Here is an 18,661-nt window from a genome sequence, read left to right as displayed (position 1 = left end):
GGGATCACCTCTCCCGCTTGCGGGAGAGGTCGTATCGCATCGAAGATGCGATACGGGATGAGGGCTCTATCCTCTTGGGGAGTCCCACCGCGGAGATACCCTCTCCCCACCCCTCTCCCGCAAGCGGGAGAGGGAGCCGAGTCCCACCGCCACCGCTCAAGCCGAAATCTGCTTCTCCGCGATCGACAGCCATTCGGCCTGCGCCTTGCGCAGATATTTCGGCGCGCGGCGCATCTGGATCAGGAGCTCGTTGAAGAGCATGCGCGCTTCAGTGGTGCGGCCGACCGTTTGCAGCAGCATGCCGTAGCGCACCCGCGCCTCGGCGCCGGGGAAGTAGCCGGCGAGCGCGTGATATTCCTCGAGCGCCTCGTCGAGCCGGCCGACCTCGGCGAGCGCGCGGGCATAGAGCAGATGCGCGTCGGCGGAATCGAAGTCCGGCCATTGCTTCTGCAGATTGTCCAGCGTGGCGAGCGCATCGGCCGGGCGGCTGGCGGCAAACTGCGCCTGCGCCTTGCGCAGCGCATAGGCGGGATCGTGGCCCATCGACAGCTTCAGGATGTGATCGTAATGCGATTCCGCTTCGGCGAACCGGCCGATATTTGCGCACTCTTCCGCCAGCGCCGCACGGTTGGAGATGGTGTCGGTGCCGGCCAGGTGGTCGGACAGCTCGCGATAGCGCTTCTCGGGATCGAGCCGGTTGGCAACACGCTGGCGCGCCTGCCGCGCGCCGGGGCTGGAAAACCATTCGGGAATGAGCTCGACCGCGATATAGGCGATCGCGCCCATCAGCGGCACCATCAGGATGATGAAGGCCCAGGGCCGCAACCGTCCGGTTCGCGAGGCGTGATAGATCAGGGTGATATCGAGCAGCAGAACGACGAGAGCAACGGGCATGTGACATCCGGAAGCACAACGACAGCGCAAGCCTCCTGATATCGCAACTCATACGATGAAACAACTTTGAGTTGCTGCTTCTCGCGAAAATCCACGATATCGAACGCATGCGCCTTGATGGCGACGAGGAGTCAGTCGTCTTGAACGCGATGGGGGTTCATGAATCAGCGGCAGCGCGCGGCTAATGTCTGGCGCCGCGAGCTGCGCAGGGCGGGGCACGAACATTTGCATCATGCGCAGTCAAGCCGGCTTGAGCAACAATCCGCTTGCCAGCGCTCGAAACGCGTCCACGGCCTTGTTCAGCACGACTTCCGGATCCTCGGCTGCGGCGACCCATAATGCGGCACCGAGCGCGGCGCCGTTCAGCAGTCGCCCGGCTGCTTCAACATCCAAAGGCTTCACCACCTTCTCGTCGATCAGTGACCGGATCGTTCGCATGGTGATATCCAGGCAGGCGTTCTCGCCGGGCCATTTGGATGGATCACCGAGTACGGCAGGTCCATCCAGAAGCATGATGCGCTGAATTTCGGGATCGAGCGCCATTTCGATATAGGCACTGCCCTCTGCGAGCAGGCCCTGCCACAAGGTTGGCGCCTGCTCCCGGATCGCGCGCAGCCGTTCCGCCATTTCGCCATCGATCTGCGCGACGACGGCCCAGAGCAGTCCCTTCTTGTCTTCGAAATTGTGATAGAGCGCGCCCCGCGTCAGCCCAACCGAGGCTGTCAGCTCATCCATCGACGCTTCTGCATAACCCTGCGTGGCGAAGGCTTTGCGCGCAGCGCGGATGAGCTTGGCCCGATTTTCCGCCATGGCTGCGGCACGTTTTCCCTCGATCATGCGCGACCCATTTCCTGTTGACATACGCCCCGTATGTGAGCGATACACTCACATACGAACCGTATATGAACAATGTCACGACCGGCGCCGCGAGGCAATTCGCGATCCCTTTGAAAGGTACAGCCACATGCTCCAGCGCGAGGCTATCTTCCCCGCTCACCGTCACGCACTTTATGAAGCCCATCGGTATTCTGCCGCGATCCGGTCCGGCGACTTGCTGTTCGTATTGGGACAGGTCGGCAGCCGCGAGGACGGCTCACCCGAGCCCGTGTTCGAGGACCAGGTCCGGCGTGCGTTTGCCAATTTGCGCGCGGTGCTCGCAGCTGCCGGATGCACGCTGGACGATGTAGTGGATGTCACCACGTTTCACACCGATCCTGCCCAACAGATCGATACCGTGATGGCTGTCCGCAGCACTGAGATCGGCGACGCGCCCTATCCGAATTGGACGGCTGTTGGCGTGAATTGGCTTGCCGGGTTCGACTTCGAGATCAAGGTCGTCGCGCGGATTCCTTGAGTCGTGCAAAGCCGTCTCCCGCCAACGGGGGAGCCGGCAGAAGCCGCCTGCTACTTGGCGTCGTCCGCCAGCATCTTCCGGTATTTTTCGACGTCTCGCGTCACGAGCTGCTGCAGCAGCTCCGGCGTATGTTCGCCTGCATCGGGCGCAACGGTCGAAAGGTCGGCAAAGCGCTTCTTCACCGCGTCGGTCTCCACGGCCGTGCGCGCTGCGGCGTTCAGCTTGGCAATCACGGCCGCTGGCGTGCCCTTCGGCGCGAACAGGCCGTTCCAGCCCTGTGCCTCGAATTCGGGCAGGCCCGCCTCCACCGACGTCGGCAGGTCGGGCAGCGTGCCGAGCCGCACGGTCGAGCCGACCACGAGCCCCTTCACCAGCTTCTCGTTGATCGATTGCGAGACCGAGGCGGCGGCATCGCAGACGCCATCGATCTGGCTGCCGACGGCGTCGGTGAGCGCGGGCGCGGCGCCGCGATAGCCGACCAGCGTCGCGTCGATGCCCGCGGCGGTGACGAAGCTCTTGCAGATCAGATAGTTCGAGGAGCCGACGCCGGCATGGCCGAGATTGATCTTGCCGGGATTGGCCTTGGCGTAGGCGATGAACTCCTTGAGGTCCTTCGCCGGAAAGTCCTTGCGCAGCGCGATGATGCCAAACGTCTTCGCGACCATGGCGATCGGCACGAAAGAGTCAGGCGTGAACGGCAGTTTTGGATAGATCGTGTAGCTCGCGGCGTTGGTGCCGGCATTGCCGATCGCGATGGTGTAGCCGTCGGGCTCGGCGCGGGAGGCGCGCGCCAGCGCGGTCGAGCCGCCGGCCCCCGCAACGTTCTCGATCACGATGGTCTGGCCGAGCGCGATGCCCATCTGCTCGGCCACGGCGCGTGCGATCACGTCCGAGGTGCCGCCGGCCGCGAACGGCACGATCATGGTAACAGGACGCTTGGGATAATCCTGCCCGAACGCGCCAGTTGCGAACGAAAATGACGCGAGCGACAGCGCCGCGATCGCGGCGAGTGACCGCTTCAGCCCGAACGAAATCACGCGGCCTTTTCCAGATGCGCGGTCAGGCCGGCGAACAGGCCGCGGCCGTCGGTGCAGCCCATGATGTCTTCGACATGGTTTTCCGGATGCGGCATCATGCCGAGCACGTTGCCCTTGTCGTTGACGATGCCGGCGATCGAATGTGCCGCGCCGTTGATGTTGCTGTCATCGTCGACCACGCCGGCGGCGGAGCAGTAGCGATAGAGCACCCGCCCCTCGCCTTCGAGCCGCTTGATGGTCTCTTCGTCCGCCTCGTAATTGCCTTCGCCATGGGCGACCGGCACGCGGATCACCTGTCCGGCATTGTAGCCGCGGGTGAACGGTGTGTCGGACCGCTCGACGCGCAGATGCACGTCGTGACAGATGAATTTCAGCCGCTCGTTGCGCATCAAGACGCCCGGCAACAGGCCGGACTCGCAGAGGATCTGAAAACCGTTGCAGACGCCGAGCACGAGGCCGCCCTTGGCCGCATAGTCGCGCACCGCGTCCATCACCGGCGCGCGTGCGGCAATGGCGCCGCAGCGCAAATAGTCGCCGTAGGAGAAGCCGCCCGGCACCACCACGAGATCCGTCCCCGCAGGCAGCGCCGTCTCGGCGTGCCAGACCATCGCCGGCTCGCTGCCCGAGATCATCCTCAGTGCACGCGCCATGTCGCGTTCGCGGTTGATTCCGGGAAAGACGAGGATGGCGGCTTTCATGTTCGGGTTCCGACGGTGATGGGAATCGGGCTGGCCAAAGGGCCAATTCGTGAAGAGACATAGCCATTTGACGGGGATTTTACCAGTGCTAGCCTTGCCGGACGGCCTTGTACACAGGCCATAGCCGAGGCACTTTTGCCCGCGATCTTGCCCGGGATTGAAGCATGAACGTCCCGTCGCTGCCCACATCCCACTCCGAGCCCGTGTCCACCGAGGGCGTCGTCGCCGCCGGCGCCTATGTCGATGGACGCCGTATCGCCAATATCGCCATCAGCGAGGCCTCGAGTTGGCGAGCCAAGCCCGGCCACGTGGTCTGGATCGGCCTGCACGAGCCCGACATGGCGCTGCTCGGCGCGGTGCAGAAGCAATTCGACCTGCACGAACTGGCGATCGAGGACGCCAACCACGCCCATCAGCGACCCAAGATCGAGCAATATGGCGAGGCCCTGTTCATCGTGGCGCGGACGGCGCAGCTGGTCGAGGGCCGCATCGCCTTCGGCGAGACCCACATCTTCGTCGGCGAAGGTTATCTGGTCTCGGTGCGCCACGGCGCCTCGACGTCCTACACGCCGGTGCGCGAACGCTGCGAAAGCTGCCCGCGGGCACTCGCGCGCGGCGAGGATTACATCCTCTATGCGATCCTCGATTTCATCGTCGACAATTACTCGCCCGTGCTCGAGAGCATTCACGACGAGGTCGAGGGCATCGAGGACGACGTGCTGTCCAAGCCGATCAGCAAGGCCCAGATCGAGCGGCTCTATATGCTGCGCCGCGACCTGTTGCGGCTGCGCAACGCGATCGGGCCACTGGTGGAGGTCTGCCGCCGGCTGGAGCATGACGAGCTGTCGATGGTGCGGCAGGCCATGCAGCCGCTGTTCCGCGACGTCACCGACCACGTCCGCAACATCCAGGAGCGCATCGATTCCATGCGTGAGGTGCTGGCCTTCGCCTTCGAGGCCAGCCTGCTGGTCGGCCAGGCGCAGGAGACGGCGGTGTCGAAGAAGCTCGCCTCGTGGCTTGCGATCATCGCGATCCCGACCGCGCTGGCCGGCATCTACGGCATGAACTTCAAGCACATGCCGGAGCTGGAATGGGAGTACGGTTATTTCATGCTGCTCGGCGTGATGCTGACGGCATGCGGCTCGCTGTATTGGCGGTTTCGCCGCGCCGGGTGGTTGTGAGCGAACCACCCCGTAGCCCGGATGGAGCGAAGCGCAATCCGGGAAAGTGCCATAGCGGATAGCCCCGGATTTCGCTTCGCTCCATCCGGGCTACAAAGGCGGGCCTAGCTAAGCAGCTCCACCCGATAATTCTCGATCACGGTATTCGCCAGCAGCTTGTCGGCGGCTTCCTTCAGCGCGGCTTCCGCCTTGGTCTTGTCGGCGCCGGCGAGCTCGATGTCGAACACCTTGCCCTGGCGGACGCTGGCGACGCCGTCGACGCCGAGCGACTTCAGCGCGCCTTCGATGGCCTTGCCTTGCGGATCGAGGATGCCCGTCTTCAAGGTAACGGTGACACGTGCCTTCACGTCAAAAATCCCCTCAGCTCTTCACCAGCACCGGGCCGGAGCCCTGCGGACGCTCGTTCTCCATGAGGATGCCGAGGCGTTTTGCAACTTCAGTATAGGCCTCGAGCAAGCCGCCGAGATCCCTGCGGAAACGATCCTTGTCGAGCTTCTCGTTCGACTTGATGTCCCACAGGCGGCAGCTGTCCGGCGAGATCTCGTCGGCGACGATGATGCGCATCATCTCGTTCTCGAACAGGCGTCCGCATTCCATCTTGAAGTCGACGAGGCGGATGCCGATGCCGAGGAAGAGGCCGGTGAGGAAGTCGTTGACACGGATGGCAAGCGCCATGATGTCGTCGATCTCCTGCGGCGTCGCCCAGCCGAAGGCCGTGATGTGCTCTTCGGACACCATGGGGTCGTTGAGCTGGTCGTTCTTGTAGTAAAATTCGATGATCGAACGGGGCAGCTGGGTGCCCTCCTCGATGCCGAGGCGCTGTGACAGCGAGCCGGCAGCGACGTTCCGCACCACTACCTCGAGCGGCACGATCTCGACCTCGCGAATCAGCTGCTCGCGCATGTTGAGACGGCGGATGAAGTGGGTCGGCACCCCGATGTCGTTGAGGTGCTGAAACAGGTACTCCGAGATCCGGTTGTTGAGGACGCCCTTGCCCTCGATCACCTGATGCTTTTTCGCATTGAACGCGGTCGCGTCGTCCTTGAAGTGCTGGATCAGGGTACCGGGCTCCGGGCCTTCATACAGAACCTTTGCCTTGCCTTCATAAATGCGACGCCGACGGCTCATGGGGATGTACCGTGTTTTGTTGAAATCCATGTATTTGGTGTGCTCCGGTTACTAGGATTACGACCCACAGCGGAGCTGCCGTGAACAGCTCGGAACCCGTCCATAACCCTTGGAAACAGAACGGGAACCATGCCTTCAGGCAACCTATCCGATTGGCTGACCGAGCACAATCGATCCGGCCGTCCGGCGCCAACTTATACCGTCTTGCCTGCGGCTTAACGGCCCGTTGTTTTGCCGATTCGTGCTATCTATGTAGGCATGCAGTCGGGTCGCCGCAACGGAAGGCTCCCGCTCCATTCAGCAGGGGATTTGGAACAGGTATGAGCGAGTTCGACAAGCGCCAGGAAGGTTTCGAGAAGAAATACGCCCTCGACGAGGAGCAGAAATTCAAGGCGGAGGCCCGCCGCAACCGGTTGCTCGGGCTGTGGGCGGCCGAAAAGCTCGGCATGTCCGGCGATGCCGCCACAGCCTATGCCAAGGAAGTGGTCGCGGCCGACTTCGAGGAGGCCGGCGATGCCGACGTCCTGCGCAAGCTGACAACCGATTTCGCCGCCAAGAACGTCGCCGTCACCGAGCAGGCGATTCGCGCCAAGATGAGCGAGCTGCTCGCGGTAGCGGCCGCCGAGGTGAAGGCGGGGAAATAATACGTTCAGGCCCGACGCCGGCGCGCAATGACCTTGCGCGCCGGCGGTCTTTTTTGGGCGCCCCGCCTGGCCGGGCCGTCGAACGTGGCGTAGTCGCGGCGGATGGTCTCCAGCAGACGCTGAGCGGCAGCACTCAGGAAGCCGCCGAGACGAGTCACCAGGATGATGTGCTGGTCCGCGGCGAGATCGCCGACGGTGATCGTCGAGATCGCTCCCGCATGCAGCTCCTCCGCCACATGGCTCCGCGCCAATAGCGCAAGGCCTAAGCCCGCCTCCACGAGCCGCTTCTGCGCCGTGAGGCTGTCCACCGCCGTCCACTCCACGTCCCCGAGGCCTTGCGTCAGGAACAGCGCGAACACGTGAGCCGCTGCGATCTCACGGCGGCCGCGCGTTTCCGGAAACGCGATCCAGCGCTCGCCGCGAAGCTCGGCAAGCCGCTTGACGCGCTTGTTGGCGAGCGGATGGTCGGACGCACAGACCACCTGCAACGCCTCGCTCAGCATCAGCTCACAGGCGAGATCGCCGGCCCGGTCGGTATTGTAACGCAAGCCGATCGTGGCCTCGCCGCGCCGGATGAGATCAGAGACCTCCGCGCTGGTCGCGGTCCGCAGGGCAAGCGCGACCGCGGGATTATCCGCGGCAAACCGTTTCATGATGCCCGACAGGCGGCCGTCGGCGAGCGTGCCGGTCACGGCCAGCGAAACCGGCCCCGAAGTCTGCTTTGTCAGCGCGCGTATCGCCTGCTCGGCGTCCTGCGCCGCCGCGACGGCGCGCTCGGCATAGGGGATCAGCACGCGCCCGGCGTCGCTGAGCCGTGTACGGCCCGCGATCCTCTCGAACAGGGGCACGCCGAGCTCCTGCTCCAGCAGCGCAATACGGCGCGAAATCGCCGGCTGCGAGCGATGCAGGAATTTCGCGGCATTCGAGACCCCGCCTCTGCGATGAACGGTCAGGAAGGTATTGAGGGCATCGCTGTCCATGGCGGACACCTCATGCAAAAAACTGATGATTATAAGAGGAATAACAAATTTGGCGGATGGCGAGAACGCCCCTAAGGCTTGCCGGCAGACAAGGTCAAGCGGAGACGAGCCATGACGAGCCAATTGGACCAAGCGAAAGCATTTCGCGCCCTGCACGAGCGGCCCGGCGCGTTCATCATTCCCAACCCCTGGGATGCCGGCACCGCAAAACTGCTCGCCGCGGCCGGCTTCGAGGCGCTCGCAACCACGAGCCTCGGCCTTGCCAACATGCAGGGAAGCTCGACCGTCAGCCTGGACGAGATCCTCGAGAATTGCCGCGCGATCGCGCAGGCCACCGATCTTCCGGTCAGCGTCGATCTGGAAAACTGCGGCGCGCACGATCCGAGACGCGCGGCCGAGGCGATCCGGCGCGCCGCCGAGGCCGGTGCGGTCGGCGGTTCGATCGAGGATTCGACGGGCGATCGCGATCGGCCGATCTACGACTTCTCACTGGCGGTCGAGCGCGTGCAGGCGGCCGTCGAGACGGCGCGCTCGCTGTCGTTTCCCTTTACGCTGACGGCGCGGGCGGAAAACCTTCTCCACGGGCGCAACGATCTCGACGACACGATCCGGCGGCTTCAGGCGTACGAAGCGGCGGGCGCGGATGTCCTCTACGCCCCCGGGGTCCACGACCTTGCCACGATCAGGACGGTCGTCGCCTCGGTCGGAAAACCCTTCAACCTCGTGATGGGTTTTGCCGATCCGACGCTGACGCTCGCGCAATTGTCCGCGGCCGGCGTCAAGCGCATCAGCGTCGGTGGCGCCATGTCGCGATACGCGCTGGCCGCCTTCCTGAAGAGCGCGCGCGAGATGAAGGAGAATGGCTCCTTCACCTATGTTCGCGAGATGGCACCGATCAAGGACCTGCGCGCCGCCTTCGCCGCGGTCACTCCTCTTTGAAGCCGTATTCCGGCACGTTGCCGCTCGCGCCGTAATATTTGTACGGCAGGAATTTGCCGCTCATGGTGATCTTGACGCGGTCGCCCTTCGGGTTGGCGACGCGTTCGATTCCCATGTCGAAGTCGATCGCCGACATGATGCCGTCGCCGAATTCTTCTTCGATCAGCGCTTTCCAGGCCGGGCCGTTCACCATCACCATCTCGTAGAAGCGATAGATCAAGGGATCGGTCGGCGGCATCGGCGTGCCGGCGCCGCGCATCGGCACTTCGTTGAGCATCGCCGTCTCCGCCTTCGACAGACCGAACAGCTCGCCGGCATTGGCGGCCTGCGGCTTCGTCAATTTCATCTGACCGAGAATGGCGCCGACGATGAGGACCTCGGAATACCCCCCGATCTTGTCGCAGATGTGCTTCCAGCTCCAGCCCTTCTCGCGCTTGATGTCGAGCAGCTTCTCGGTGAGGTCTTCGCGTTTCATGTCAGGTCTCCGTTTCAGGCAGTCAGTCCGGGACTGGTCCCGGGAATCAAGGTCTGGCGTTGCTCGTCACCACTGGTCGCGATCGTCAGGCCGGGCTTGCCGATATGCACCAGCGGCACATTCCGCGGATCGTGACCGGGTGTCTCGGCGGTAAACGTCTTGCTGCGCGTCACCAGGAAATCGATGATGTGGTTGCGCAGCGCGTAATAGAGCGGATGGCGGTGCAGATCGGTGCGGCCGCGGTCTCTCGGCAGCGGATTCTCCACGACCTCCGCGAGCACCGCGCCGGGCCCGTTGGTCATCAGGAAGATCTTGTCGGCGAGGTAGATCGCCTCGTCGACGTCATGGCTGATCATGAACGCGGTCTGCCCGGTCTCGAGGCAAATGCGCCGCACCTCGTCCTGCAGCGTGCCGCGCGTCAGCGCGTCCAGCGCCGAGAACGGCTCGTCCATCAGCATGATCTTCGGCGTGATCGAGAGCGCACGTGCGATGCCGACGCGCTGCTTCATGCCGCCGGACAGCTCTGACGGCCGCTTGTGCTCGGAGCCGGTGAGACCAACGAGGTCGATGAAGCTCTGCGCGTGCGCCTTCACCTTGGCGCGGTTCCAGCTGCGCCATTTCGAGCTCACGGCATAGGTGACGTTGCCGAGCACGGTGCGCCAGGGCAACAGCGCGTGGCTCTGGAAGATCACGGCACGGTCGAGGCTGGTGCCCGAAATCGCCTGCCCGTCGACGATGACGGCGCCTTCGCTCGGCGCATCGAGGCCGGCGAGGATGTTGAGCACCGTGGTCTTGCCGCAGCCGGAATGCCCAATCACGCAAGCAAACTCGCCCCGCGCCATCGAGAGCCACAGGTTCTCGAAGATGGTGGTCGTGGCGCCGCCGGCCCCCGGATAGCGCTTCGCGATGGCTTCGATGGAGATGAATTTGTCGGTCATCGCCCCTACTCCGGAAACGTGACCATGCGCGTGAAGCGCGCCAGAATCTGGTCGAGCAGCATGCCGACGATCCCAATCAGGAGGATCGCGATGATCACGTTGGTGATCGACAGATTATTCCACTCGTTCCAGACGAAGTAGCCGATGCCGGTGCCGCCGACGAGCATTTCGGCAGCGACGATCACGAGCCAGGCGATGCCGATCGAGATGCGCATGCCGGTCAGGATCGTCGGCGCCGCCGCCGGGAGGATCACGGTGAAGGCGCGCCTGACGGTGCCGACCTCGAGCGTTCGCGCGACGTTGATCCATTCCTTGCGCACGCTGGCAACGCCGAACACGGTGTTGAGCAGCATCGGCCAGATCGAGCAGATGAAGATGACGAAGATCGCCGAGATCGAGGAATCCTTGATGGTGTAGAGCGCGAGCGGCATCCAGGCCAGCGGCGAGATCGGCTTCAACACCTGGATGAAGGGATCGAGCGCCTTGCTGAGCAGCGGCGACATGCCGATCAGGAAGCCGAGCGGGATCGCGACCAGCACCGCGAGCAGATAGCCGGTGCCGACGCGCCCGATGGAATAGCCAAGTTGGATGCCGAGCCCTTTGTCGTTCGGCCCGTTGTCGTAAAACGGCCGTCTCAGATGCTCCCACAGCTTGGCGCCGACGTCGAGCGGCCCCGGCATCGCCGATTTGCCCTGCGTCGCGGTCAGCCCCATCAGCTTGGCATATTCGGGGCTCATCGTGGCGACGGGGCCCGTCGAGCGCGTGGCGAGATGCCAGATGCCGAGGAACGCGGCGAGCAGCGCGATGGAAACGAGACCGGCGCGGAGACGGAGGGAGGAGCTGGTCATCTCCCTCTCCCAATGTCGTCCCGGCGAACGCCGGGACCCATACCGCGGAATCTATCGATCGCAATCGGTGGGCATACCGAACGACGAGTCTTCGCCAAACGTCTCCCTGGGGTTATGGGTCCCGGCGTTCGCCGGGACGACGCTGGGGAGAAAGCGCAGCCCATCACGACGACTTCCTGATCTTGAAGCTCGCGACATAGTCCTCCGGCTTGGCCGGATCGAAAGTCTTGCCCATCACCGCGAACGACTTGTACGCGCTCGTCGGTGGCGACAGCCCCATCTCCGTCATCAGCTTCTTGGTGTCGGTGGCCAGATACACCTGCTCGGCCACCGCCTTGTAGTCGACGTCGCCCTTGATCTGGCCCCAGCGCTTCATCTGCGTCAGCATCCACACAGCAAAGGACTGCCAGGGGAACGGATCGAAATCGACGCGCTTGGCGTCGGTCTTTACGCCGCCGAGACCGTCGGCATAGGTGCCGGTCAGGACCTGTTCGAGCACCGTGACGGGCGCGTTGATGTAGTTGGCCGGCGCGATGGCCTCCGCAATCTGCTTGCGGTTCTCCGCCTTCGAGGCATAGGCGGTGGCATCGACGATGGCGCGGGTCAGCGCCGCAAAGCTGTTTGGCGCTGACGTGATGAACTCGCGGCTTGCGGCAAAGCTGCAGCAGGGATGCCCGTCCCAGATCTCCTTCGACAACAGATGCATGAAGCCGACGCCGTCATAGATCGCGCGCTGGCAGATGTTGTCGGGTGCGAGGAAGCCGTCGATGTTGTCGGCACGCAAATTGGCGACCATCTCCGGCGGCGGCACCGAGCGCAGCTGCACGTCGGCATCGGGATCGAGACCGTGCTCGGCGAGATAGTAGCGCAGCAGGTAATTGTGCATGGAATAGTCGAACGGGATGGCGAATTTCAGGCCCTTCCAATCCTTGGGGTCGCGCTTGTCCTTGTGCTTGGCCGCCAGCACGATGCCCTGCCCGTTGATGTTCTCGATCGCGGGCACCGCAAACGGGATGGCGTTTGCGCCCAGGCCCAGCGAGATCGCGATCGGCATCGGCGCCAGCATGTGCGCGGCGTCGTATTCCTTGTTGATGGTCTTGTCGCGGATCACGGCCCAGCCGGCGGTCTTGACCACTTCGACATTGAGTCCGTGCTTGGAGTAAAAGCCCATCGGCGCCGCCATGATGATGGGCGTGGCGCAGGTGATCGGAATGAATCCGACCTTGAGGTCCTTCTTCTCGGGCGTACCGGCCTGCGCGAACACCTCGGTCGCCGTCTTGAGCGGGAAGAACTGCGACAGTGCGGCAAGCGCAGTCGATGCGCCGACCGACTTCAGGAATGCACGCCGAGCCACGTCCTGCGGAAACATCGCGCGCATCACCGCGGAGGCGACCACGCCCTCGTAACGCTTCTCTTGGCTTTCGACCGGTTCGCAATGCAGAGCCATCACCTGCTCGTGCTCCGCCGCAGAGCGATGCTGGCCGCAGATACAGCCGGCTCGAAGGTTGCGATCGGGATCAAACGGATTGTCGAACGTAGACATCGGCCCTCCTGCGCGTCATTGCGGGGAGGAATTACGCAAGGAGCATGCCACGACCCTAGAAGCGGCCAGTGCCTTGATGACACAGTAATTTCGCCTGCGCTTGGCCACCACGAAAACTCGTGATAAACGAATTTTCGTAGTTCAATGACGAGATTTCGTAATGGCAACGACGCCAGTGCCCGTCCACGATGATGTGGCTTCCGCCATCGACCCGCGCATTGCGGCGTTCGAATTCTCCGTCGAGGCGACGCTTCTGGTCGACCCCTACGGCGACCAGATCGTCGATGCCAATCCCGCCGCCTGTGCTCTTCTCGGCTACGACCGCGCCCTGCTGCGGCAGACCAGGCCCAGCACGCTCCACGCCGGCGAGCTTGCCGCCCTCACCGTCTTCACCCAGGCCGTGCTGCACAAGGGAGCCTACTGGACCACGGCGCTCAATCCCCGACATGCGACGGGGCAAGATCTCCGGCTCGAATATGCCGGTTGCCTGCTGCCGCATGACGGCCGCACGCTGCTGCTGCTGACGCTGACCGATCTCGAAGCGCGCCGCCGGCGCAATGTCGATGCCGCCGCCGAAGACCACATGCGCGGCGGCATTTCGACCTGGCAGCGGGTCGAGCGCGTGTTTCAGGACATCGAACGCGAGAACCAACTGATCCTGCGCGCCGCCGGCGAAGGCATCTATGGCGTGAACGCGGAAGGCAAGACCACCTTCGTCAATCCCGCGGCCGAGCGCATGCTCGGCTGGACCGCCGAAGAGCTGGTCGGCAAGGAGATCCACCCGATCGTCCACCACACCCATCACGACGGCCGCCACTATCACAACCACGATTGCCCGATCTATGCGGCGTTCCGCGATGGCGCCGTGCACCAGGTCGACGGCGAGGTGTTTTGGCGCAAGGACGGCTCGCCCGCCTGGGTCGAATACACATCGACTCCGATCCGCGATCGCGGCGTCGTGGTCGGCGCCGTCGTGGTGTTTCGCGACGTCAGCCAGCGCCGCGAGGCCGACGAGAAGCTGCACGCCGCCCTTGCCGAGGTCGACCGCCTGCGCGAACGGCTCGAGCTGGAAAACGCCTATCTCCAGGAAGAAATCCGCATCGAGACCAATCCGCGCGGCATCATCGGTGGAAGCGAGGCGATCCAGAAGACGTTGCGGCAGGTCAAGCTGGTGGCGCCAACCACCGCGGCGGTGATGATCAACGGCGAATCCGGCACCGGCAAGGAGCTGATCGCGCGCGCCATCCACGAGGACTCCACCCGCAGCGACCGGCCGCTGATCCGCGTCAACTGCGCCGCGATCCCGCGCGAATTGTTCGAGAGCGAGTTCTTCGGCCATGTCCGAGGCGCCTTCACCGGGGCGACGCGCGACCGCATCGGCCGCTTCGAGCTCGCCGACGGCGGCACGCTGTTCCTCGACGAGGTCGGCGAGATTCCGCTCGAACTCCAAGGTAAGCTGCTGCGCGTGCTGCAGGAAGGCCATTTCGAGCGCGTCGGCGAGGCGCGTACCCGCGCGGTCGACGTTCGTGTCATCGCCGCGACCAATCGCGATCTCAAGCAGGAGGTCCAGCGCGGCCGCTTTCGCGAAGACCTCTATTTCCGCCTCAACGTGTTCCCGATCGAGACCGTCCCCTTGCGCGAGCGGCGCGAGGACATTCCGCTGCTCGCCCAGCACTTTTTGACGCGCGAGAGCAAGGCATTGAAGTCGAATTTGCGCCTGTCGGAGGGCGACGCGCGGCGGCTGACCCGCTACGACTGGCCCGGCAATGTCCGCGAACTGCAGAACGTGATCGAGCGCGCCGCGATCCTGTCGCAGAACGGCCGCCTGCGCATCGATCTGCCTGACGCCTCCGGCGCGCAAGCGCCTAGCGGTGCCGCTCGCCAGAAGCTCGACGCGCGTCCCGCGGTCATGACGTCGTCGGAAATGCGCGACCACGAGCGCGCCAACATTTTGGCCGCGCTCGAGGCCTGTGCTGGAAAAGTCTTCGGCCCCGGCGGCGCGGCCGAGATGCTGGACATCAAGCCGACCACGCTGGCCTCGCGGATCAAGGCGCTGGGAATTGCGCCGCGTTCGCGGACTGGCCTCAACGGTTTGGCATGAAGCGATCAGCTTCGATGCTGGCCACGGGCTCATTTCAGCTCTCCCGCTTGCGTGGGAGGTCGGCACGAAGCGCCGGGTGGGGGCTCTCTCCACACTGGGAATCCCGCTGAGGAGACACCCCACCCCAACCCTCCCCCGCAAGCGGGAGAGGCAGTGCACTTCCTTCGTGGCAACACGGCCCGATCTAGTCAGGCTGGATGGAAGCGCGCTCACGCCGCCTTGGTCGTCACCCCCGATGCAATCGGCAATCCCTGCTCGATCGGCAGCGATGGATCGCGCGACCATTCGTTCCAGGAGCCGAAATACATCCGCACGTCCTTCACGCCGGCATTCTTCAGCGCCAGGAAGGTGTTCGAGGCGCGCGCCCCCTTGAAGCAGTAGAGATAGACTGACGTCGTCGGCGAGATGCCGACGGTGGCGCATTCGGCCAGGATCTCGTCCTTGGACTTGAAGCGGGGCCCTTCCGCGGTCGGCTTCATCATGCGGTACCATTCCAGCCACACCGCGCCGGGGATGCGACCCTTGCGCGGGCAGAAATCCTTTCCATAGGGCGAAGAGCTGTCGCCGATCCATTCGTCGACATCACGCACGTCGAGAATGGCGATGCCGGGCTTGCCGACCGCGGCGAGCATGGTCTTCGCATCGATCAGGATATCGCCGGCTTCCGGCACGACCGCGAACGAGGCCTTCGCCGGCGCCGGGACATCCTTCGTCACCGGAAGACCCGCGGCCAACCACGCGTCGAAGCCGCCATGCAGTACCTTCACCTTGGGATAGCCGAGCATGGTGAGCAGATAGTAGCCGCGGCAGGACTGACCGAAGCCGGAATTCATCGACTGCTCGTAGATCACCGCGGTCTCCTTGCCGGAGAGACCGGCAGCGCCGAAGGCGTCGGCGAATTTGGTCTTCAGCTCGCTCATGCCTTCCGGCGTCGAGGTCGCGAGAAACGTGAAGATCTCGTGCACGTTCACGGCGCCCGGCAGGTGCCCGGCGCCATAGGCGTCGGGATTGCGGGTGTCGATGACGACACAGGGTTCGAGCTTCAAGAGATCGGCAAGTTCGCTGGCAGAGATCAGAACGTCCGTCATTGGCAGCCTCTCCGTTGAGGTTAAGTGGTCTTCTGGGGTGGACTCGTGAAGCTCAGTAATCGGCGAGCATCTTGCGCAGCTGCTTGGTGGCCGGCGTGACGATCGCGACGAAATAGGCCTCGCGCAGCCGTCGTTGCGCGCGGTGACTCCTCAGATAGCCGCGTGCGCCACAATGCAGCATCGCCGCATGCGCCGCCGCGACGCTGGCCTCGCCGGCGCGAAGCCTGAGCGCGATCACCTTGCGCCAGTAGGTCTCGTCCTCGTTGTAGGGATCGCGCGCCAGCGCCATGGTCTCGGCCTCGAGCTCGGCAGCGAGATCGCGGAAATGCACCGGCTGCTGCGGCAGATAGCGGTTGATATGGCCGAGCGGACTTCCGACCTCGTCCATGATGTTGATGCAATCGCGGATCACTCCCAGCGCCATGCCGGCCTGGAGCAGGATAAAGCCGGCACGGATCTTCTTCACGAAGGGCGCCGCAGGATCAGCGAGGACCAGCTCGTCCGGCACGAAGACGTCGCGAAACTGCACGCCATAGGTGCCGGTGCCGTCCATGGCGAGGAACGGCTTGCACGGCGTCAGCGCGATCGCGGGATCCGAGCAGTCGGCCAGGAACATCACAGTACCCGGTTCGCCACCTGCGATGCCCTGATCATCTTCACGCTCGAAGATGGTGCCGAAATAATGATCGGGGCCGAGATTGGAGACCCAGGGCAACGCGCCGCGCACGATATAACCGCCCTCGACCTTCTTGCCTTTCAGCTTCAGTTTCTCAATGCCGAAAAAGCTCTTCATCGGGTTGGAGAGCCCGGTGCCGCCGAGCACCCGGCCGGTCGAGAACGCATCGCCGAAACGTTTTGCCAGCTTCAGATTGGTCGAGTTGGCCGCGTACCAGACCAGCGTGTTCTGGCACCAGGCCATGAAGGCCGTGGCGCCGCAGACCTCGCCGATCGCAGCCATCGCCTGGATCGCGCAGCGCAGATCTGCGGGACCTTCGTGCGGCACGTGACTGCCCCAGGCGCCGACCGCGCCGAACTTGCGCAGCACCTCGGCCGGATAGACCGAGCTGTCGTCGATGCCGGCGGCAAGCGGCGCGAGATCTTCGCGCGCGATCCGCGCCACCTCCCCTGCAATGGACGGTGCGGGCTGATCCAAAACCTCGGCCCGCGATAAAGCCAGTGACCCCATGATCGTCTCCCGCACCTTGTCCTGGTTGCTAACAGCTAGATGCCGACCTCGAGATTGACCGGGCGCGTGAAGGTGTTGGCGACCGGCGACCATTTCTTCACATGGGCGACCAGCGCGTTGATCTCGTCCTGCGAGACGCCCTCGCATTCCATGTCGACCTTGACGCGGACATCGGTGAAGCCGACCGGCTTGTCCGAGGTATCGCCGGTGCCCCAGACCGCGGTGATGTTGAGGTCGCCTTCGAGCTCGAGCTCGAGCTTGTTGACGACCCAGCCGCGATGCACGGCGTTGGCGTGCAGGCCAACGGCGAGGCACGAGCCGAGCGCAGCAAGCGAGGCTTCCGACGGATTGGGCGCGGTGTCGTCGCCCAGCAGCCCCGGCGGCTCGTCGACGATATAGGGCTGCAGATTGCGGATGTAGTTGGCGTGGCGGAATTTGCCTTCCGCGACCGTCTTGCATTTCAAGGTCTTGACGACCTTCGGATCGGCCTTGCCGCTCGCGATCAGTTGCTCGAGGCCATTCTTGTCGATGGGCGCAAGGCACCCCGTCAGCACTGTCTTTTGAACGACGGCAGTCATCATCTTCTCCCTGGCAGCCGTGGAAAACGGCAGGATACCGAACGGTCTGTTTCCTTGCATGGAGCGTGCCAGACGAGATCGAAAACGAAATGCGAGGCATTGGAGCCGCTTAGCGATGGCTGCCTGCGGATTGATCAGCCGCACTCTGCTCAAAGGCGATGCAGATGAGATCGCCAATGCGAATCTTTTTAGCGCGGAGCAGATGCGGCTTGATGATACCACGCGGCTGCGATTAAGTTGCAATCCATGGCCAAACCTTCACTGAACAAGCCTTCACTGAACAAGATGTCGTCGAAGAAGAACGCGCCGCATTCAGGCGCCGGCGATGACGAATCCGCGCGCGGGCGCCTGCTCAGCGCCGCCTCGCATCTGTTCTGCAAGAACGGGATCAACGCCACCGGCATCGATGCGATCATCGAGGAGGCCGGCACTGCGAAGACCACGCTTTACAAATTGTTCGGCTCCAAGACCAACCTCGTCAACGCGGTGCTGGAAAGCGAAGGCAAGCAATGGCGCGAATGGTTCATCGGCGCCATGGAAGATGGCGGCGGCGACGCGCAGGCCAAGCTGACGCGCATCTTCCCGGCCCTGAAGAGCTGGTTCGCCGAGGAGCGCTTCTACGGCTGCCCCTTCATCAACGCGGTCGGCGAGCACGACAAGGACGCCAAGCAATTCCGCAACATCGCGCTGAAGCACAAGAAGATCGTGCTCGGCCACATCGAGAAGCTCGCCGCCGAGCTGGGCTCGAGCGAGCCCGCAATGCTCGCGCATCAGCTCGGCCTCATCATCGACGGTGCCATCGTCGCCGCGATGATCTCGCGCGACCCGGGCGTGGCCGATACAGCGGCACTCACGGCCGGGCCCCTGCTCGGCCAGTCCAAGGCGAAGAAGAAGCGTGAGCTCGAGGCGGTATGATCGCTCTCACGTCGTAGCCCGCGGAGCAAAGCGGAAGGCGGGGACACTGTCCCGGATTACTCCATCCGGGCTACGATGACTTCGTAGGGTGGGCAAAGGCGCAAAGCGCCGTGCCCACGATCTGCCTCGGTCCT

Annotated in this window: 20 protein-coding genes; 6 read left to right on the top strand and 14 right to left on the bottom strand. The window is 63.9% G+C overall.

Features of this window, described 5'->3' with window-relative positions; genetic code table 11:
* Positions 1–156 precede the first annotated feature (156 nt).
* Both GGD67_RS16040 and GGD67_RS16035 read right to left on the bottom strand, forming a co-directional pair.
* Positions 157–894: a tetratricopeptide repeat protein gene (locus GGD67_RS16040; RefSeq protein ID WP_179734155.1), complete on the bottom strand. Its 738-nt coding sequence runs from the start codon at positions 892–894 to the stop codon at positions 157–159.
* A 240-nt stretch (positions 895–1,134) separates the two neighbouring features.
* Positions 1,135–1,731, bottom strand: a complete 597-nt coding sequence (locus tag GGD67_RS16035; RefSeq protein ID WP_049814785.1) for a TetR/AcrR family transcriptional regulator — start codon at positions 1,729–1,731, stop codon at positions 1,135–1,137.
* Positions 1,732–1,858: 127 nt separating this feature from the next.
* On the opposite strand from GGD67_RS16035, the gene GGD67_RS16030 reads away from it, so the two are divergent.
* On the top strand, positions 1,859–2,248 hold the full coding sequence (locus GGD67_RS16030) for a RidA family protein (protein WP_179734153.1): 390 nt from the start codon (positions 1,859–1,861) through the stop codon (positions 2,246–2,248).
* Positions 2,249–2,298: 50 nt separating this feature from the next.
* Here the strand turns inward: GGD67_RS16030 and GGD67_RS16025 are convergent, their stop codons facing one another.
* Together GGD67_RS16025 and purQ are read right to left on the bottom strand one after the other, a co-directional pair.
* Positions 2,299–3,285 (bottom strand): tripartite tricarboxylate transporter substrate binding protein BugD, encoded by a 987-nt coding sequence (locus GGD67_RS16025; RefSeq protein ID WP_179734151.1) that lies wholly within the window; start codon positions 3,283–3,285, stop codon positions 2,299–2,301.
* Positions 3,282–3,983, bottom strand: a complete 702-nt coding sequence (gene purQ, locus GGD67_RS16020; RefSeq protein WP_018316596.1) for a phosphoribosylformylglycinamidine synthase subunit PurQ — start codon at positions 3,981–3,983, stop codon at positions 3,282–3,284. Before purQ ends, GGD67_RS16025 begins: the two co-directional genes overlap by 4 nt.
* 164 nt (positions 3,984–4,147) lie before the next feature.
* Here purQ and GGD67_RS16015 point away from each other — a divergent pair, with 164 nt between their 5' ends.
* Entirely contained in the window at positions 4,148–5,164 is a 1,017-nt protein-coding gene (locus GGD67_RS16015) for a magnesium and cobalt transport protein CorA (protein ID WP_018316597.1), read from the top strand.
* Positions 5,165–5,268: 104 nt separating this feature from the next.
* Here the strand turns inward: GGD67_RS16015 and purS are convergent, their stop codons facing one another.
* Together purS and purC are read right to left on the bottom strand one after the other, a co-directional pair.
* The gene (gene purS / locus GGD67_RS16010; protein ID WP_179734149.1) at positions 5,269–5,511 is read right to left on the bottom strand and encodes a phosphoribosylformylglycinamidine synthase subunit PurS; all 243 of its coding nucleotides are present in this window, start codon (positions 5,509–5,511) and stop codon (positions 5,269–5,271) included.
* 13 nt (positions 5,512–5,524) lie between these two features.
* Positions 5,525–6,292 (bottom strand): phosphoribosylaminoimidazolesuccinocarboxamide synthase, encoded by a 768-nt coding sequence (purC, locus tag GGD67_RS16005; protein ID WP_173015815.1) that lies wholly within the window; start codon positions 6,290–6,292, stop codon positions 5,525–5,527.
* Between the two features lie 320 nt (positions 6,293–6,612).
* Here purC and GGD67_RS16000 point away from each other — a divergent pair, with 320 nt between their 5' ends.
* The gene (locus GGD67_RS16000; RefSeq protein ID WP_018316600.1) at positions 6,613–6,936 is read left to right on the top strand and encodes a DUF1476 domain-containing protein; all 324 of its coding nucleotides are present in this window, start codon (positions 6,613–6,615) and stop codon (positions 6,934–6,936) included.
* Positions 6,937–6,941: 5 nt separating this feature from the next.
* On the opposite strand, the gene GGD67_RS15995 is transcribed toward GGD67_RS16000, so the two are convergent.
* Positions 6,942–7,916, bottom strand: coding sequence for a LysR family transcriptional regulator (locus GGD67_RS15995; protein WP_179734147.1), 975 nt, complete (start codon positions 7,914–7,916; stop codon positions 6,942–6,944).
* Positions 7,917–8,027: 111 nt separating this feature from the next.
* Between GGD67_RS15995 and GGD67_RS15990 the strand changes: the two genes are divergently transcribed.
* On the top strand, positions 8,028–8,855 hold the full coding sequence (locus tag GGD67_RS15990; protein WP_179734145.1) for an oxaloacetate decarboxylase: 828 nt from the start codon (positions 8,028–8,030) through the stop codon (positions 8,853–8,855).
* On the opposite strand, the gene cynS is transcribed toward GGD67_RS15990, so the two are convergent.
* The 4 genes from cynS to GGD67_RS15970 form a co-directional block, all read right to left on the bottom strand.
* Complete coding sequence (cynS, locus tag GGD67_RS15985; RefSeq protein WP_018316603.1) at positions 8,842–9,330, bottom strand: cyanase; 489 nt, start codon at positions 9,328–9,330, stop codon at positions 8,842–8,844. The two genes, GGD67_RS15990 and cynS, sit on opposite strands and share 14 nt — an antisense overlap.
* A gap of 14 nt (positions 9,331–9,344) precedes the next feature.
* Positions 9,345–10,268, bottom strand: a complete 924-nt coding sequence (locus GGD67_RS15980) for an ABC transporter ATP-binding protein (protein WP_179734143.1) — start codon at positions 10,266–10,268, stop codon at positions 9,345–9,347.
* A 5-nt stretch (positions 10,269–10,273) separates the two neighbouring features.
* Positions 10,274–11,116: a nitrate ABC transporter permease gene (gene ntrB, locus GGD67_RS15975; protein ID WP_026201695.1), complete on the bottom strand. Its 843-nt coding sequence runs from the start codon at positions 11,114–11,116 to the stop codon at positions 10,274–10,276.
* Positions 11,117–11,279: 163 nt separating this feature from the next.
* Complete coding sequence (locus GGD67_RS15970) at positions 11,280–12,659, bottom strand: CmpA/NrtA family ABC transporter substrate-binding protein (protein WP_179734141.1); 1,380 nt, start codon at positions 12,657–12,659, stop codon at positions 11,280–11,282.
* A gap of 160 nt (positions 12,660–12,819) precedes the next feature.
* Here GGD67_RS15970 and GGD67_RS15965 point away from each other — a divergent pair, with 160 nt between their 5' ends.
* The gene (locus tag GGD67_RS15965; protein ID WP_179734140.1) at positions 12,820–14,760 is read left to right on the top strand and encodes a sigma 54-interacting transcriptional regulator; all 1,941 of its coding nucleotides are present in this window, start codon (positions 12,820–12,822) and stop codon (positions 14,758–14,760) included.
* Between the two features lie 209 nt (positions 14,761–14,969).
* Here the strand turns inward: GGD67_RS15965 and GGD67_RS15960 are convergent, their stop codons facing one another.
* The 3 genes from GGD67_RS15960 to GGD67_RS15950 are packed head-to-tail and all read right to left on the bottom strand — an operon-like array spanning position 14,970 to position 17,612.
* Entirely contained in the window at positions 14,970–15,848 is an 879-nt protein-coding gene (locus GGD67_RS15960) for a sulfurtransferase (protein WP_179734139.1), read from the bottom strand.
* A 52-nt stretch (positions 15,849–15,900) separates the two neighbouring features.
* Positions 15,901–17,034: an acyl-CoA dehydrogenase family protein gene (locus GGD67_RS15955; RefSeq protein ID WP_179734138.1), complete on the bottom strand. Its 1,134-nt coding sequence runs from the start codon at positions 17,032–17,034 to the stop codon at positions 15,901–15,903.
* Positions 17,035–17,069: 35 nt separating this feature from the next.
* Positions 17,070–17,612 carry an OsmC family protein gene (locus GGD67_RS15950; RefSeq protein ID WP_179734137.1) on the bottom strand — a complete coding sequence of 181 codons (543 nt, stop codon included), beginning with the start codon at positions 17,610–17,612 and terminating at the stop codon, positions 17,070–17,072.
* Positions 17,613–17,858: 246 nt separating this feature from the next.
* Between GGD67_RS15950 and GGD67_RS15945 the strand changes: the two genes are divergently transcribed.
* Positions 17,859–18,527: a TetR/AcrR family transcriptional regulator gene (locus GGD67_RS15945; protein ID WP_179734136.1), complete on the top strand. Its 669-nt coding sequence runs from the start codon at positions 17,859–17,861 to the stop codon at positions 18,525–18,527.
* The last annotated feature ends 134 nt before the right edge of the window (positions 18,528–18,661 follow it).

Source organism: Bradyrhizobium sp. IAR9, assembly GCF_013408065.1.
In the GTDB taxonomy this organism is placed as follows: Bacteria; Pseudomonadota; Alphaproteobacteria; order Rhizobiales; family Xanthobacteraceae; genus Bradyrhizobium.
Note: the sequence above shows the minus strand (reverse complement) of the source record. Positions and strands in the feature narration are given on the sequence as shown.